Source organism: Allobosea sp. AK1 (assembly GCF_006714945.1).
In the GTDB taxonomy this organism is placed as follows: Bacteria; Pseudomonadota; Alphaproteobacteria; order Rhizobiales; family Beijerinckiaceae; genus Allobosea; species Allobosea robiniae.
The window spans coordinates 4,650,233-4,666,326 of sequence record NZ_VFMG01000001.1; the positions used below are offsets into that span (position 1 = coordinate 4,650,233).

A 16,094-nucleotide genomic window follows, 5' to 3' on the forward strand; every position below is an offset into this window, starting at 1 on the left:
CGGATGTCTCGACGCGGGGCCGCGGCTCTTAACGGCCGGTCGCCAGGGGCCATGATCCGGCCCGGGATCCGGCCGAGGCGCGCCTTGCCGCCCCGAAATGCCTCGTCAGCCTTGACCCACGCATGATGTTCCCTCCGTGTTGACGACGGTAGGGAGCGGCATACTATTATGTCCAATAGAAATCTGACCGCACTCTATTCCCAGAGTTATAGCATGCCCCGCGCGCTCAACCTGAGGCAGATCGAGATCTTCAAGGCTCTGATCGAGCACGGCACGGTCAGTCGCGCGGCCGAGGCGCTCTACATCTCGCAGCCGGCCGCGAGTAAGCTCCTGATGCAATTGGAGAAGGACAACGGTCTCAAACTTTTCGATCGCTACAAGGGCCGACTGGTTCCCACTGCGCAGGGCTTGCGGCTGCATGAGGAGGTCGCCCGGATCTTCGTCGGGGTGCGCCAGGTCGAAAGCGCGATCGGATTGATCAAGCGCGAAGATCAGGGGCGCCTGGTCGTGGGCGTGATCCCGGCGCTCAGCGGCGCCTATATCCAGCGCACCACGATGAGCTTCCTCAAGCGCAATCCGAATGTCTATTGCTGGATCAAGTCGCCCAGCTCGCAATGGATTCCCGAATATGTCCTGACGCGCGTCCTCGACATCGGGATCGTCACCGCCCGCGTCGAGAACCCGTTCATCGTCACCGAACCGCTGTTCGAGCACCCGCTGCTCTGCATCATGCCGCTGGGGCATCCGCTCGCCGAGCGCAAGGTCGTCCGCCCCGATGATCTGAACGGTGTCCCGTTCGTCGCCTTCAACACGGAAACCTATACGGGGCAGAAGGTTTCGGCGATGTTCGACGCCTATGACGTTCGATCCAATGTCGTCCTGACGGCCGATTCGAATTCGACGCTTTGCCATTTCGTCGCAGCCGGCCTCGGCGTGTCGCTCGTCCATCCGCTCTTCATCGCAGGCGTGGAAAAGCAGGTGGTCGTCAGGCCGTTCGAGCCGACCATACCGCTGGACTTCCTGGTCTGCTTCGGGCGCGATGCGCGGAATCTCCCGCTCATCTCGGAATTCGCGACCGAAGCCAGGATGATGGCGACGAGCTTCGTCGACGATCTCGCGAAAAGCTGGAGCTGAACCCGTTCACGACATCGCCTTAAGGGAGCGCAAGGGAGTGCGGTTTTCTCACATCGAGGCCTTTCGCGCGGTCATGATCACCGGGTCGACCACGGCCGCCGCCCGGATTCTCCACACGTCGCAGCCGAATGTGAGCCGCTCGATCGCGCAACTGGAAAAGGCCGCGGGGTTGCAGCTGTTCGAGCGAATGCCGGGAAAGGTCGTGCCGACGACGGACGGCCTGTCGTTCTTCAACGAGGTTCAGCGCAGCTTCCACGGCCTCCGGCGATTGGAGGAGGCGGCAAACCGCATTCGCCGGTTCAGCGGAGGTCTTCTGCGGATCGGATCGATCCAGACCCTGGCACATGGCCTGATCCCGCGCTCGATCAAGCGATTTGCCGAAATCTATCCGGAAACCGGCATTTCGATTCATGCGGGACATTCGGCGGCGGTGTCGCAATGGGTGGATGAAATGTCCTGCGATGTCGGAATCGTATCGCATCTCTACGAGAATTACGGGTTTTCCAGCGAGGAACTGTACAGCGTCGACGGGGTCTGCCTGATGCCGGCGGAGCATCGCCTGGCCGGCAAGGCGGCGGTGCGCCCGGCCGATCTCGCCGACGAGCCCTATATCTCCTTCGCGCAGAACGACCACGGCCGTTCGAACGTCGACGAGGTGTTCTCGAAGGCCGGAATCGATCGGCGCATCACCCTGGAAACGCCGTTCAGTACGATCACCTGCGCGCTGGTCGCACAAGGGCTCGGCGTGGCGATCGTCAATCCACTCGCGGCGCAGGACTACCGGCATCTGGGCGTCGTCATGCGCCCCTTCCGCCCCTCGATCAAGCATGAAGCCCTGCTGATCTATCCGAAGGGGCGTCCGGAAAACCGTTTGGTCGCCAGCTTCATCGAGATCCTCAAGGCCGTGACGATGGAGGAGAAGGCAGCCCTCTCGGCTGTGCGGGAGCGCGGCGAAAAATAGCGAAAACCGCGCCGGGACGGGCGTCAATCCGCTCCCGGAACGGGGCCTGGAAATCCGCGGCGGCGGAAGGCGAAGCCTATATCATAACTGCATAGACCCCCGGTGTATTTCTATTTGCTCTAATGACAGGCGGTTCATAGCCTGCCTGCTCATGAGATCGTGGTGCGGGAGGAGCGCGCGCCACATCTCAGATCAGATAAAAAATTCGGAGGGGTCATGAATCGATTTCGTAATCTGTTGCTGGCGGGAACCCTGGCTTTTGCTTCCCCCGCATTGGCTCAGCAAACCATGTATGTCGCCGGCCCCGGCGGCAGCACGCAGAAACTCTTCCAAAGCCAGATCATTCCCGAGTTCGAATCCAAGCATAACGTCAAGATTACTTACGTTCCCGGGATTTCGAGCGAGATCGTCGCGAAGCTGCAGGCTCAGGCCGGCAAGCAGGAGATCAATGTCGCCATCTTCGACGACGGGCCGCTCTATCAGGCGATCCAGTTCGGCTATTGCGACAAGCTGAGCGACGCCCCGATCTACAAGGATATCTATCCGTTCGCCCAGTTCGGCGGAAATGGCATCGGCGTCGGGCTGGTGGCGACCGGCATCGCCTACAATGCTGCGAACTACAAGAAGAAGGGTTGGCCGGCGCCGACCTCCTGGAAGGACCTGACCGACAGGAAGCTGGAGGGGCGCCTGACCGCTTCCTCGCTGTCCGGCACCTACGGGGTCCATACGCTCGTGATGTTCGCCCGCATCAACGGCGGCGACGAGAGCAATATCGAGCCCGGCTTCGACTCCATCCGGAAATCGTTGGCGCCGAACGTCCTGAGCTGGTCTTCCTCGCCCGCGAAGCTCGCCGAGATGTTCCAGAACAACGATGTCGACGTAGCCGTTTGGGGCAGCAGCCGCGCGATCGCACTGAAGAACACCGGCTTCCCGATGGAGTTCGTGTATCCGAAGGAGGGGACGCCCGCGCTCGTGCTCGGCGCCTGCCCGGTGGTCCAGAACAGTCTTCCCGAAGCATCGCAGGCTTTCCTGCAATATCTCGTCACGCCCGAGATCCAGGCGAAGCTGGCCACGGAAGGCTTCGGCCCCACCAATCGCCAGACCAGGCTGGATGACAAGCTGGCCGCGCAGGTCCCCTACGGCGATGAGCGCGTCGGCAGGATGATCTCGGTCAAGTGGAGCGAGATCAACAAGAACCGCGCCGAGTGGACCAATCGCTGGAACCGCACGATCGAGAGATAAGGGCGCAAGCGCCCGATCTCCGCAGCCGTCGAAGCGAAGGCCCATCGAAATGAGCAGTTTGTCTCTGCGCGCCCTGTCGAAGAGCTATGGCCCGGTCCAGGCCGTTCGCGGCGTGGACCTGGATGTGAACGAAGGCGAATTCCTCTCGCTGCTCGGCCCATCGGGCTGCGGCAAGACGACGACCCTGCAGATGGTGGCGGGCTTCGTTCCGCCGACGACGGGGAGCATCGTCGTCGACGGGCAGGACCTGACCAGCATCGCGCCGGAGAAGCGCGACATGGGCGTCGTCTTCCAGAGCTATGCGCTCTTTCCGCATATGAACGTGGCCCAGAATATCGGCTTTGGCCTCGAGATGCGCCGGGTCGAGCGCGGTGAGCTGAAGCGACGGGTCGAAGAGGCCCTGGCGATGGTCCGCCTGGCCGGTCTCGAGGGGCGTTATCCCAGCGAGCTGTCCGGTGGCCAACGCCAGCGTGTCGCCATCGCCCGCGCCCTGGCCATCCGTCCGCGGGTTCTCCTGCTGGACGAGCCGATGTCGAATCTCGACGCCAAGCTTCGCGGCGAGATGCATGTCGAGCTCCGCTCCCTGCAGCGGCGGCTCGGCATCACCGCGATCCTCGTCACGCACGATCAGGTCGAGGCGATGACGATGAGCGACCGAATCGCCGTCATGACGAATGGCGGGATCGCGCAGCTCGGCACGCCGCAGGAGGTCTATGACAGGCCGGCATCGCAATTCGCTTCGAGCTTCCTGGGGCACACGAACGTGCTGAGCGGACGGATCGAAAGCCGGATCGCCGACGAGGCGACCGTCCGGGTCGGACCGACCTCGTTCCGGACCAGGGTCGCGAAAGATCAGGCGGGGCCCGAGATCGCTGTGTTCGTCCGTCCGGAGCGCCTGCGCCTCGGCTCTCCGGACCAGGCCACCCTCCAGGGGCGTGTCAGTACCCGCCTATTCCTCGGCGGGTCGTGGATCTACGAAATCGAGACCGAACTCGGCATGCTTCGTATCACCCAGCAGAATACCGGGACAGTGCAGCCCGAGGAGGGGGAAACGATCGGGGTGAGCTGGAACGCCGAGGATCTGCGCGTCATCGCGACGGAGCGTTCCGATGGCTAGCTCGACCCCCCAGACCAACCGCGGCCTGCCCTGGCTGCTCTCGCTGCCAGCTCTCGCGCTCTTTCTCGCCTTGCTGGCCATTCCGCTGGTTCTGACTGCGATCCTGTCGTTCAACGCCTTCGACGGCATGCGCGGCATCCAGCAGAGCTATGGTTTCGGCAACTATCTCGAAGTCCTGCTCGACGGCTACTACCGGGAAATCTTCCTGCGGACGGGCGGGATGGCGCTCGCTGTCACGCTGATCTGCATTGTCCTCGGGGTGCCCGAGACCCTGATCCTCGCCAAGATGAAGCCGGTCTGGCGCGGCACCTTCTTCGTCGTGATCCTCGGACCGCTGCTGATCTCCGTCGTCGTGCGCACGTTGGGCTGGTCGGTGCTGCTCGGCAGCCAGGGCGTGGTGAACACGGCGCTTCGCGGGCTCGGCCTGGTGGACGAGCCGATCCGGCTGCTGTTCTCGATGACAGGCGTCATCATCGTCCTGACCCATGTTTTCCTGCCCTTCATGGTCATTGCCGTGTGGAGCGCCATGCAGCGCCTCGATGGGCAGATCGAGCACGCGGCCCGCTCGCTCGGAGCGGGGCCTTTCACCACCTTCCGCCGCATCATGCTGCCGCAGCTGATGCCCGGCATCCTGTCCGGAGCCATCATCGTCTTCGCCCTGGCGGCATCGGCCTATGCCACCCCGGCGATCATCGGCGGGCGCAGGGTCAAGGTCGTCGCCACCACGCTCTACGACGAGTTCTTCAACTCGCTGAACTGGCCGCTCGGAGCCGCGATCGCGGTGCTCCTGCTGCTTGCCAACATCCTGATCATCGTCGGCTGCAACCGGCTCGTCGAGCGGCGTTTCAAGCAGGTGTTCGCATGAGCGGCCGGGATATCTCAAGGAACGGGCCGCTGGCGCTGGTCTTCCATGCGCTGCTCACCGTGTTCATCCTGGCGCCGCTGGTCGTGGTGATGCTGGTCTCGCTCTCCGACAAGGAATACCTGTCCATGCCCTTCGACGGCATGTCGCTGCGCTGGTACCGGGAAATCCTGGCGGCGCCGGAACTCATCAGCGCGTTCTGGCTGTCGATCTGGCTCGGTCTGGCCTCGGCGACATTGGCGACGATCGTCGCCGTCCCCGCGGCGCTCGCGATCGCCCGTCATCGGTTTTTCGGACGCGACGGGTTGATGGCGTTCCTGATGTCGCCGCTGATGATCCCCCATGTCGTGCTCGGCGTCGCCTTCCTGCGCTTTTTCTCGATCATGGAGTGGACCGGCTCCTTCGTGGCCCTGGTGCTCGTTCATGCGATCACCGTCGTGCCGTATTCGCTGCGGCTGACGCTCGCCGCCGTGATCGGGCTCGAACGTGATGCGGAGACGGCCGCCCGGTCGCTCGGAGCCTCGCGAGCGGTCGCCTTCCGCCGCATTCTCCTGCCGCTCATCCTGCCGGGCGTCGCGGCGGGATGGGTGCTCGCCTTCATCCAGAGCTTCGACGAGGTCACGATGACGATCTTCGTCGCGACGCCCGGAACCACGACGCTGCCCGTCGCGCTCTACAACCGCATATCCCAGCTCACGGACCCGGTGACGACGTCGGTCTCCACCATCCTGATCCTGGGAACGATGGCCTTCATGTTCATCCTCGACCGCATGGTCGGCCTGGACAGGGTTCTCATCGGAAAGAAATAGCCGAAACGACCGTCCCGACCGGTCGCCCGATCGGCGCCGGCAGGACAGTTGCGCCCGAAATTCGAGACGAAAGCCGGTCTGGACCGGAGTTGCGGACATGAGCAGCCAGACGATGACGGTGGTAGGGGGCGGGCTTGTCGGGGCCGCCATTGCCTACGGAGCGCTGCGGGCGGGAATGCGCGTCCGCGTTCTCGACCAGGGAGATACCGCGTTTCGCGCCTCGCGCGGCAATTTCGGCCTGGTCTGGGTCTCGAGCAAGGGCGGCAAGATGCCCCGCTACGCGAGCTGGAGCCGCGATGCGCTGAAGCTCTGGCCGAACCTGCAGAAGGAACTGGTCGATCTGACCGATGTCGACGCCGGTCTCGAACAGCCGGGAGGCTTCTGGCTGGGCTTCAACGACGCCGATGTCAGGGCGCGCGCCGATCTTCTGGAACGGATCGATCGCGAGGTCGGCGGCATCCCCTTCAAGATGATGGACCCCTCCGAGCTCCGGCAATATCTCCCCGGGATCGGGCCGGCTGTGGTGGGCGGGAGCTTCTGCCCGCTCGACGGCCACGCCAATCCCCTGATGTTGCTGCGCGGCCTGCATGCCGCGCTTCGCCATCGCGGGGCGGATGTGATCACCGGCGTCGACATCGCCGAGATCAGGCACGATCCCGCCAACGGGTCCTTCGAGGCGGTCTCGCAGGATCGCCAGAGCTGGAAGAGCGACCGGATCGTGCTAGCGGCAGGGCTCGGCAATGCCGGATTGGCCGCGCAGGTCGGCCTGCACGCCCCCATCGCATCCACGCGCGGCCAGGTCCTCATCACCGAGCGGCTGAAGCCGTTCCTCGACTACCCCACGAACAAGTGCCGGCAGACGCGGGAGGGCAGCGTCCAGATCGGTTCGACCTCCGAGGATGTCGGCCTCGACGATGGCACGACGACCGACAAGATCGAGGTACTGGCACGCCGCGCGGTCGAAACCTTTCCGGCCCTGGCGCGCGCGCGCCTTGTCCGGGCCTGGGGCGCCCTGCGGCCTCTGACCCCGGACGGTTACCCGATCTACCAGGAATCGGCGTCCTGCCCGGGGGCCTTCCTCGCCACCAGCCATAGCGGCGTCACGCTCGCGGCGGCCCATTGCTACGTCGTCGGCCCCTGGATGGCCGGTCTCTCGCAGGTGCCGGCCGGGTTCGAGGTGTTCACCGGCGATCGCTTCCTGGACGCCGATGCGAGCTTCTCCCATGACCATTGAACCGCTCTTCACCGTGCCGGACGCGCCGGCCGACGCCTCGGTCACGATCGTCTTCGAGGGCACGCCCTTGCGGGTTCCAGCCGGCATCACGGTTGCCGCGGCCCTGCTCGTCGGCGGCGTCAGGGAATTCCGGTCGAGCGTTGTCGGCGGTGTTCCGCGCGCGCCTTACTGCATGATGGGCGTCTGCTTTGAATGTCTCGTCGAGATCGACGGGGTGCCGGCGCGGCAGAGCTGCCTGATTCCCGTCCACGAAGGGATGGTCGTCGCGCGCCAGCTCGGTGCGGCCCATCTCGATGAATTCAGCCTCGGAGAAGAGCCATGAGCGCTGCGGCGGATCTCGTCGTCGTCGGCTGTGGGCCGGCGGGCATGGCTGCGGCCTGCGAGGCGCGCGCGCTCGGTCTCTCGGTCATCGTTCTCGACGAACAGCCGGCGCTCGGCGGGCAGATCTATCGCAACATCGAAGCCGCGCCCGCCGATCGCATCGCGGTCCTCGGCAAGGACTACGAGGCCGGGCGCAGCCTCGCGGCCGAGTTCCGCAACAGCGGTGCCGGGCATCTGCAGGGAGCGACCGTCTGGAACGTCGCGCAGAACGGTGCCGTGGACTACGTGGCGGACGGACGATCGCGACAGGTCGTCGGCAAGGCCGTGCTGCTCGCCAGCGGCGCCATGGAACGGCCGTTTCCGATCCGGGGCTGGACGCTTCCCGGCGTCCTCGGAGCAGGCGCCGCGCAGATCCTGCTGAAAGGCTCCGGCGCCCTGCCCAGCGGGCCGGTCGTCCTGGCCGGTTGCGGGCCGCTGCTCTACCTCCTCGCCTGGCAATATTTCCGTGCCGGCGTGACGATTGCGGCCATCGTCGATACGACGGCAGGGTCGGGCTATCTGGGCGCCATACGGCACGGTGTCGGTGCCGTGCGCGGCTGGCGCGATCTTGCCAAGGGCCTCAAGCTGATCGCGACGCTGCGCCGGCACGGTGTCAGGTTCCATTCAGGTGCGAGCGATCTCGCGATTGAGGGCGAGCGGCAAGCCGAGGGCCTGTCTTTTGTCCATCGTGGCCGGCGGATGACGATCCCAACCTCGCTGGTCCTGCTGCATCAGGGCGTCGTGCCGAACACCCAGCTCTCGTGGTCGACGGGCGCGGCTCATCGCTGGGACGGCGAACAGCTATGCTGGTTGCCCGAGACGGACCGTTGGGGCCGGCTGGGTGAAACGCCGCTCTACGTGGCAGGAGACAGCCGGGCGATCGTTGGTGCGCAGGCCTCGGCAACCCAGGGAAGGCTGTCGGCGCTCGCCATCGCCGAGCGTGCCGGCCGCGCCGTCGACGCCGGCCGGCGCGCGGCACTGCTGACTCTATTCGAACGGCAAAGCCATATCCGGCGCTTCCTGAACAGCCTCTACCGGCCGGCCGATGCGAACCGCATCCCGCGCGACCCTGCGGTCATCGTCTGCCGGTGCGAAGAGGTCACGGCTGGGCAGATCCGCGGCTATGTCGAGCTCGGCTGCCGCGGCCCGAACCAGACGAAGGCGTTCGGCCGCTGCGGAATGGGCCCCTGTCAGGGGCGTCTGTGCGGACTGACGGTGACGGAGATCATCGCCGAGGCGCGCGGCGCGACCCCTGACGACGTGGGCTACTACCGCATCAGGGCGCCGATCAAGCCGGTCATGCTCGGCGACTTCGTCGATTGAATTCCCGCCCCCTATTTCACCACGAGGAGAAGACCATGAACGACATCGTCCGCATCGAAACCGATCCGCGCCGCAGCCGCGTCGTCGTCTACAACGGCGTCGTCTATGTCGGCGGCATGACCGCCGACGATCGCAGCCAGGACATCAAGGGGCAGACCCGGCAGACGCTCGAAAAGATCGAGCAGTTCCTCGCCAGGGCGGGAACCGACAAGAGCCGCGTATTGACCGCGCAGATCTGGATCAAGGATCTCGCCCGCGATTTCGAGGGCATGAACGAGATCTGGAATGCCTGGACCGCACCGAACGCCGCGCCGACCCGCGCGACGGCTCAGTGCGAGATGGGGGCGCCGGACGTCCTTGTCGAGATCATCGTGACGGCCGCGGCCGGCCGGTAATCGCACGGAGCAGGGCGCAGGGGGACGGGCCATGAAAATCGCCGAACTGCGAACCTATGTGCTCGCGGATGCCAACAAGCACTACCTCTACGCGGCCATCCAGACCGACCGGGGCATCGTCGGTTTCGGCGAAGCGACGCTCGACCATCGCTGGCCGTCTGTCGCCGCTGGTATCGAGGAAGGCTTTCGGGCCATAGCGGGGCAGGATCCGACCACGGTCGCGAAGCATTGGGCACTGCTCAAGGACAAGGTCTATTGGGGCGAGGGCGCCAGCAGCATGGCGGCTCTCGCCGCGATCGATCAGGCGCTGTGGGACATCACCGGCAAGGCCTACGGCCTGCCGGTGCACAAGCTCCTCGGCGGCGCCGTGCGGGATCGCGTCGGCGTCTACCTGAATCAGTGGTGGGCCGGATACCGGTCGACGCAAGACCTGATCCGGAAGGCGCAGGACGCGGTTTCGCGCGGCGCCTCCGCCCTGAAATGGTATCCGTTCGGGACCGCCGATCAGCTCCAGTATCGCGTTCGGCAGCACGACGTGCCGAAAGCGGTGGCGGAGGTGCGGGCGGTTCGCGACGCCGTCGGCCCCTCGATCGGATTGATGGTCGATCTCTGGCGCCGGCTCGACTGGGCCTCGGCGGCGCAGTTCTGCTCCGGCGTGGCTGATTGCGACCTCGTCTTCGTCGAGGAACCGACCGAGTTCCAGAGCGCGGACGCGCTGGCACGGCTGTCATCGGCCACGCGGACCCGCATCGCCTTCGGAGAAAGGCTGCATTCCCGCCGGCAATTCGCGGAGATCATCGAGCGGCAGGCGGTCGGGCTGGTGCAACCCTCGATCATCCGCGTTGGAGGGTTGACCGAGGCCATCAAGATCGCCAACGCGGCCGAGACCTACAATATCGGCGTCGTGCCGCATAATCCGCACGGACCCGTCGCGATCGCCGCGTCGGTGACGCTGGCGGCGCTGGTGCCCAATTTCGTGATCCTCGAATCCTACGAGAACGACAATCCGCCCTCGCGCAGCCAGTTCGTCCGGCAGGGGCCGATGATCGTCGGAGACGGCTATCAGGTGCCGGAAGCGCTCGGGCTTGGCGTCGACATCGACGAGATGGCGCTGGCAGGGCTGGCGATTGCGACGCGGGTGGTGCGCGCCTGAGGACGCGGCGAGGGAAAGCCTTTCAGCGGCTTGCCGCAAGACGGTCCCAGGCGGTCGAGATGAAAGCAGGGCCCCCTTTGGCAAAAGGCGGCTCGCGACCTGCTAACTTGTGACGGCCAAAATCCCGGCCGGCCCCGGCCCGTTTGCCTCTCCGAAACGACTGTCTGGCATCTATGCCGTTCTGTTGTCCGGAGGTGGATGTGGAAACATCGCTCTATCTGCCCGTCAAGCGCTTCCTCGAAGGGCTCGGCTACGCCGTGAAGGGCGAGATCGGGCATTGCGATCTCGTCGGCCTGCGCGACGATGATCCGTCCGTCGTGGTGATCGGCGAGCTGAAGCTGAGCTTCAATCTCGAACTCATCCTGCAGGGCGTCGACCGCATGAGCCTCGGCGACGAGATCTGGCTCGCAGCCCAGCTCTCTGCCAGGGGAAAGGGGCGCGAAAGCGATCCGCGCTATCGCAACCTCTGCCGGCGACTCGGCTTCGGATTGCTCGGGGTCTCCAAATCCGGACATGTCGATATCCTGGTGTCTCCGGTCGCGCCCACGCCGCGCAAGGACCCGCGCCGGCGCTCGCGGCTGGTGGATGAGCACAAGCGCCGCCAGGGCGATCCGGCGATGGGCGGCGGCACACGCAGACCGATCATGACGGCCTATCGCCAGCAGGCGCTGGCCTGTGCCGCGGCGATGGCCGGGGAGCCGAAGCGGCCGCGGGACCTCAAGCCCTCCTGCCCGGACGCCCAGAAGATCCTGCATCGCAACGTCTATGGCTGGTTCGAGCGGTCCGGGCGCGGCGTCTACGCGCTCACCGAAGCCGGCCGCAGCGCTCTGGCGATGTGGCGGCCCCAGCTTCCCGCCAGCCCGGATGGGTCGGCCGTGGTCGTCTGAACGGGCTCGGCCGCCCGCCATGGATGCGCCGCATGGCGCTTGTAGAGCCTTCCGGCGTCATTCCATTGCGATGAAAGGAATTGCCTCGATGTCTGGTCGGAGATGTCTTGCCGCTGGAACCCTGTCGCTTGCCGCACTGATGCTCGCGGCCTGCCAGAGCGATGCGCAGCAGGCTCCTGTGGGAGCTGCGCCCGGCTTGCCCGGCCTATGCCGGGAAGATGCGGCCGAGACGCTGGCGGGCAAGGGGCGCATCAGTGATGCCGAGGCCCAGCAGGTCACGGGCGCATCGACCGTCCGGCAGATTCGGCCGGGGCAGGGCGTGACGATGGACTATCGCAAGGAACGGGTGACGATCGAGACCGATCCGAAGACAGGCAGGATCGTCCGCGCCTATTGCGGGTAGGCGCGAGGCGGCGGCGTTCTTAGGCATGCGGCGGCGATTGATCCGGCCGCCGCGACCTTGAAGTTCCAAACGAAAAAACCGCCCGAAAGGGCGGTTTTTCAAAGCGAAATCAGATCGGGAGGCTATGGCCTCACTTGATCTTGGTTTCCTTGAACTCGACGTGCTTGCGCGCGACGGGGTCGTACTTCTTCTTCGACATCTTCTCGGTCATCGTACGCGAGTTTTTCTTCGTCACGTAGAAGAAGCCGGTGTCGGCGGTCGAAAGCAGTTTGATCTTGATCGTCACGGCCTTGGCCATGGGTCTATCCTCGAGCCATGCGGGCCAAAGGCCCTCGGAAAAGAAAATGGCCGGGCGAACCCGGCAAACCGTCAGCGCGGGGAATGCCGCAACGGGCCGGCGAAGTCAAGGAAGAATAGCTTGGCGACGCGAATGGCCCTCAAAGCTCCTCGCGCACGAAGCTACCGCGCTTCTCCCAATAGAACGGGACCGGCAGATAAGGCGCGAAGCCGCCCTCGATGCGGGCCTCGACCTCCTGGATGAGGACCTTGGTGATCGTCGGCAGGTCGAGCTCCTTGGCCTCGTCGAAATCGACCCAGACCAGGTCGACCAGCTCCGAATCGGGGCCGATGATGCCGTCGATCCGCTTGGCGACGGCGGAGGCGTCGATCGCGAAGAAGCGGGTGTCGAAGCGCTTCGGCCGGCGCGGCGGCGTGATCGCACGGGCGACGAAGGTGACGGCCGACAGGTCGGGGAAGACGCCCTGCGCCGCGAAGTCGCTCCAGCTTCCGGCCGGCGCGGTTTCCGGCGCGCCGAACTCGTCGGAGCCGAAGAGCAGCCCGGTTTCCTCGAAGGTCTCGCGGATGGCGGCGAGCGCCAGCGCCCGCGCCTTGGCGGCGCTGGGGCGCAGGCAGCGCTTGCCGAGCCGGTCCTCACAGATCTGCGGCACCGCGCCGGTCGCGGCCATCAGCCGGTCGCCGGCATCGACCCGCCCGCCGGGAAAGACGTATTTGCCCGGCATGAATTTGTGGCCCGCGTGGCGCTTACCCATCAGCACCTTCGGCCGCGCACCGCTGCGATCCAGGATCATCATGGTCGCGGCGTCCTTGGGACGCTGGTTGGCGGTGGTGCGCGCCCGCTCGGCCTGGGTCAGGGTGACGGTGTGATCGGTCATGAACGTGATTCCGAAGAAGGCAGGGGCTGGCGTTCGGGCCGGTCGGGCTCGCCGCCGAAGCCGTGCATGCGCACGGCCCATTGCAGGCCGACGACGCCGCCCTTCACGGGCTGCATCATTGCGATGGACAGGATCAGAGTCAGCGCCGGCCAGACGACCATGTGCAGCCACATCGGCCAGTCGCCGAATTTCTCCGCCAGCAGCAGGCCGCCGACGATGATATGGCCGACGATGGTGATGACGATATAGGGCGGCAGGTCGTCGGCCCGCTGGTGATGCAGGTCCTCGCCGCAGGCCTCGCAGGTGTCGACCGGCTTCAGGAAGGCGCGGAACAGCCGGCCCCTCCCGCAATGCGGGCAGTGGCCCCTCAAGCCGCGCGCGACGGCCTGGCGCCAGTCGCGCGCGTCGAGATGCGCCTCCGCGCTGTGAATCTGAACGCCCATCACCGCCTCTTGCCGGGCTTGCTCTTGCCCGGCTTGCTTTTGCCGAAGCCACCGCCGCCCGGCTTGCCCTTCTTGCCGAAGCTCGCCGGCCGGCTCGTCCCGAAGGGGACTGCGCCGCCGCGCCGCTTGCCGGTGCGTCCCGTCGCCACGACGCGTCCCTCCGAAAGCAGTTCGAAGCGCAGGGCGCCCGCGACCGGCGCTGCCTCGACCAGCTTGACATGGACGCGGTCGCCGAGGCGCCAGCTCTCTCCGGTACGCTCGCCGATCAGCGCATGCGCGGCCTCGTCATAGCGGTAGTAGTCGCCGCCCAGCGTCGAGGCCGGAATGAAGCCGTCGGCACCGGTGCCGTCGAGCTTCACGAACAGGCCGGCCTTGTGCACGCCGCCGATGCGCCCGTCGAAGCTCGCGCCGATCTGGTCGGCGAGGAAATGCGCGATCAGCCGGTCGGTGGTCTCGCGTTCGGCGGCCATGGCGCGCCGCTCGGCCGCCGAGATGCGGGTTGCAACCTCGCGCAGCTCCGCGAGCGTGGTGCTCTTCGGCAGGCCGTCGTCGCCGAGCCTCAGCGCCGTGATCAGCGCGCGGTGCACGACCAGGTCGGCATAGCGCCGGATCGGCGAGGTGAAATGGGCGTAGCGACGCAGGTTGAGGCCGAAATGCCCGTAATTCTCGGCGACATACTCGGCTTGGGCCTGCGTGCGCAGCACGACCTCGTTGATCAGCGTCTCGTTTTCCGAGCCCTTGATCATGCCGAGGATGCGGTTGAACAGCACGGGCCGGAGTGCCCCATCCTGCGGCAGCTTGATGCCGATCGAGGCCAGCACTTCGCCGAGCGCCCGCATCTTCTCCAGCGAGGGCTCGTCATGGCAGCGATAGATCAGCTGGCTGCCGGCCTTTTCCAGCGTCTCGGCCGCCGCGACATTGGCGAGGATCATGAATTCCTCGATCAGGCGATGGGCGGCGAGCCGGTCCGGCACGATGACGCGATCGACCGAGCCGTCGGGCTTCAGGATCAGCTTGCGCTCGGGCAGGTCGAGTTCGAGCGGCTGGCGCTGGTCGCGGGCGCGGGCCGCAATGCCATAGGCCGCCCAGAGCGGCATCAGCACGCTCTCGCGGATCGGCGCGGTCTTCTCGTCGGTCTGCCCGTCGATGGCGGCTTGCGCCTGCTGATAGGAGAGCTTCGCCGCCGAGCGCATCAGCACGCGGTGGAAGGAATGGCTCTTCTTCGAGCCGTCGGCCTTGAGCACGAGCCGGACGGCAAGCGCCGGCCGGTCCTCGTGCTCGCGCAAGGAACAGAGATCGTTCGAGATCCGCTCCGGCAGCATCGGCACGACGCGGTCGGGGAAATAGACTGAGTTGCCGCGCTCCAGCGCCTCGCGGTCGAGCGCCGAATGCGGCGTCACATAGGCCGCGACATCGGCGATGGCGACGGTGACGACGAAGCCGCCGGGATTGTCCGGGTTGTCGTCCGGCACGGCATGGACCGCGTCGTCATGGTCCTTGGCGTCGGCGGGGTCGATGGTGACGAGCGGCAGCTCGCGCCAGTCCTCGCGGCCTTTCAGGCTGGCAAGCGGTGCGTTCGCGGCTTCCTGAAGGGCGGCGGGTGGAAATTCATGCGGAATGCCATGGGCATGGATCGCGATCAGACTGACCGCGCGCTCGGACTTGATCGAGCCCAGTCGCTCGCGGACCTGCGCCTCGGGCGGGCCGAAGCGACTCTCCCGGCGCAAACTGACCGAGACGAGGTCGCCATCTTGCGCTTCGCCGGTGCGGCCCTTCGGGATGATCGCCTCGCGCCCCTGCGCCTTCTTGTCGATCGGCACCAGCCGGCCGGAGCCGTCGGGCAGGGCGCGGAAGATGCCGAGCACGGCGGCCTTCGCCTTGCCCATCACCTTGAGCACCCGGCCGGAATAGCCGAAGCCCTCGACGCCGCGCAGCCGCGTCAGCTTGAGGATGACCTGATCGCCGACGCCCGGCGCCGGCCCGGCCGATTTGTCCTTGCGGCGTCCCTCGCGGGTGCGCTCGATCAGGATCTGCGGCGGCGCTCCGCTCTCCGCCTCGTCCCATTCCAGCGGCTGGGCGACGAGGTCGCCCTCGCGGTCGCGGCGCTTGATCTCGGAGAGCAGGACGGGCGGCAGCGCGCCGCGCGGATGGACCGGCCGCTCCTTGCCGTCGCCGCCGATCTCGCCTTCCTCCGCCATCTCCTTGAGCAGGCGCTTCAGCCAGATCTTGCCGCCGCCATCGAGCCCGAAAGCCCTCGCGATCTCGCGGCGGCCGACCTCGCGGCCGGCGGCGCGCTCCTCCTCGATGAAGTCGAGAATGGCCTCGCGGCTCGGATCAGGAACGGACACGGCCGGTACTCGGGGCATTGGGCAGGGAAAAGCATGACACGCCGCCTGTCTGCCACGGCTTGCGGCCGGGCGCCAGCTTTGGCGGCCTGAAAGCAAGAAGGGCAGCCCTTGCGAGCTGCCCTTCCATTGCCGAACCGCGACCCGGCGAACCGGATCTGAAGGTGCGAAAACTCACGCGGAATAGAAACCCCAGCAAGAAGAGGTCCAGATCCGCCCGCCTTGCACCAGCGGTTGATGACAATGAGACACTG

The 16,094-nt window shown here is 66.2% G+C and carries 17 protein-coding genes; 13 read left to right on the forward strand and 4 right to left on the reverse strand.

The genetic code is table 11. The features are described from left to right. The first annotated feature begins 213 nt into the window (after positions 1–213). The 13 genes from FHT98_RS22280 (at position 214) to FHT98_RS22340 (ending at position 11,880) form a co-directional block, all read left to right on the forward strand. Positions 214–1,134: a LysR substrate-binding domain-containing protein gene (locus FHT98_RS22280; protein WP_113587414.1), complete on the forward strand. Its 921-nt coding sequence runs from the start codon at positions 214–216 to the stop codon at positions 1,132–1,134. 37 nt (positions 1,135–1,171) lie between these two features. Continuing rightward, positions 1,172–2,095, forward strand: coding sequence for a LysR family transcriptional regulator (locus FHT98_RS22285; protein ID WP_185745247.1), 924 nt, complete (start codon positions 1,172–1,174; stop codon positions 2,093–2,095). Positions 2,096–2,257: 162 nt separating this feature from the next. Then, positions 2,258–3,337 carry an ABC transporter substrate-binding protein gene (locus tag FHT98_RS22290; RefSeq protein ID WP_210244397.1) on the forward strand — a complete coding sequence of 360 codons (1,080 nt, stop codon included), beginning with the start codon at positions 2,258–2,260 and terminating at the stop codon, positions 3,335–3,337. A 49-nt stretch (positions 3,338–3,386) separates the two neighbouring features. Then, entirely contained in the window at positions 3,387–4,454 is a 1,068-nt protein-coding gene (locus tag FHT98_RS22295; protein ID WP_061963758.1) for an ABC transporter ATP-binding protein, read from the forward strand. Further along, entirely contained in the window at positions 4,447–5,319 is an 873-nt protein-coding gene (locus FHT98_RS22300) for an ABC transporter permease (protein WP_142115332.1), read from the forward strand. The genes FHT98_RS22295 and FHT98_RS22300 overlap by 8 nt, the downstream gene beginning before the upstream one ends. Positions 5,320–5,330: 11 nt before the next feature. Then, positions 5,331–6,125, forward strand: a complete 795-nt coding sequence (locus FHT98_RS22305) for an ABC transporter permease (RefSeq protein ID WP_142115850.1) — start codon at positions 5,331–5,333, stop codon at positions 6,123–6,125. A 97-nt stretch (positions 6,126–6,222) separates the two neighbouring features. After that, positions 6,223–7,359, forward strand: coding sequence for an NAD(P)/FAD-dependent oxidoreductase (locus tag FHT98_RS22310; protein WP_142115333.1), 1,137 nt, complete (start codon positions 6,223–6,225; stop codon positions 7,357–7,359). Next, a complete protein-coding gene (locus FHT98_RS22315) occupies positions 7,349–7,681 on the forward strand; it encodes a (2Fe-2S)-binding protein (protein ID WP_113587420.1) in 333 nt (110 codons plus the stop codon). The genes FHT98_RS22310 and FHT98_RS22315 overlap by 11 nt, the downstream gene beginning before the upstream one ends. After that, positions 7,678–9,042, forward strand: a complete 1,365-nt coding sequence (locus FHT98_RS22320) for an NAD(P)/FAD-dependent oxidoreductase (protein ID WP_142115334.1) — start codon at positions 7,678–7,680, stop codon at positions 9,040–9,042. The genes FHT98_RS22315 and FHT98_RS22320 overlap by 4 nt, the downstream gene beginning before the upstream one ends. A gap of 35 nt (positions 9,043–9,077) precedes the next feature. Next, positions 9,078–9,437, forward strand: coding sequence for a RidA family protein (locus tag FHT98_RS22325; RefSeq protein WP_061963748.1), 360 nt, complete (start codon positions 9,078–9,080; stop codon positions 9,435–9,437). Positions 9,438–9,468: 31 nt separating this feature from the next. Then, the gene (locus tag FHT98_RS22330; RefSeq protein WP_142115335.1) at positions 9,469–10,590 is read left to right on the forward strand and encodes a mandelate racemase/muconate lactonizing enzyme family protein; all 1,122 of its coding nucleotides are present in this window, start codon (positions 9,469–9,471) and stop codon (positions 10,588–10,590) included. A gap of 200 nt (positions 10,591–10,790) precedes the next feature. Further along, entirely contained in the window at positions 10,791–11,477 is a 687-nt protein-coding gene (locus FHT98_RS22335) for a DUF2161 domain-containing phosphodiesterase (protein WP_142115336.1), read from the forward strand. A gap of 88 nt (positions 11,478–11,565) precedes the next feature. Next, on the forward strand, positions 11,566–11,880 hold the full coding sequence (locus tag FHT98_RS22340) for an I78 family peptidase inhibitor (RefSeq protein WP_142115337.1): 315 nt from the start codon (positions 11,566–11,568) through the stop codon (positions 11,878–11,880). A gap of 130 nt (positions 11,881–12,010) precedes the next feature. On the opposite strand, the gene rpmG is transcribed toward FHT98_RS22340, so the two are convergent. The 4 genes from rpmG to rnr form a co-directional block, all read right to left on the reverse strand. Continuing rightward, on the reverse strand, positions 12,011–12,178 hold the full coding sequence (rpmG, locus tag FHT98_RS22345; protein ID WP_038367996.1) for a 50S ribosomal protein L33: 168 nt from the start codon (positions 12,176–12,178) through the stop codon (positions 12,011–12,013). A gap of 139 nt (positions 12,179–12,317) precedes the next feature. Then, positions 12,318–13,052, reverse strand: a complete 735-nt coding sequence (locus tag FHT98_RS22350; protein ID WP_142115338.1) for an NUDIX hydrolase — start codon at positions 13,050–13,052, stop codon at positions 12,318–12,320. Continuing rightward, positions 13,049–13,495: a DUF983 domain-containing protein gene (locus tag FHT98_RS22355; protein WP_113587425.1), complete on the reverse strand. Its 447-nt coding sequence runs from the start codon at positions 13,493–13,495 to the stop codon at positions 13,049–13,051. Before FHT98_RS22355 ends, FHT98_RS22350 begins: the two co-directional genes overlap by 4 nt. Continuing rightward, positions 13,495–15,861, reverse strand: a complete 2,367-nt coding sequence (gene rnr, locus FHT98_RS22360) for a ribonuclease R (protein WP_142115339.1) — start codon at positions 15,859–15,861, stop codon at positions 13,495–13,497. The genes FHT98_RS22355 and rnr overlap by 1 nt, the downstream gene beginning before the upstream one ends. Positions 15,862–16,094 lie beyond the last annotated feature (233 nt).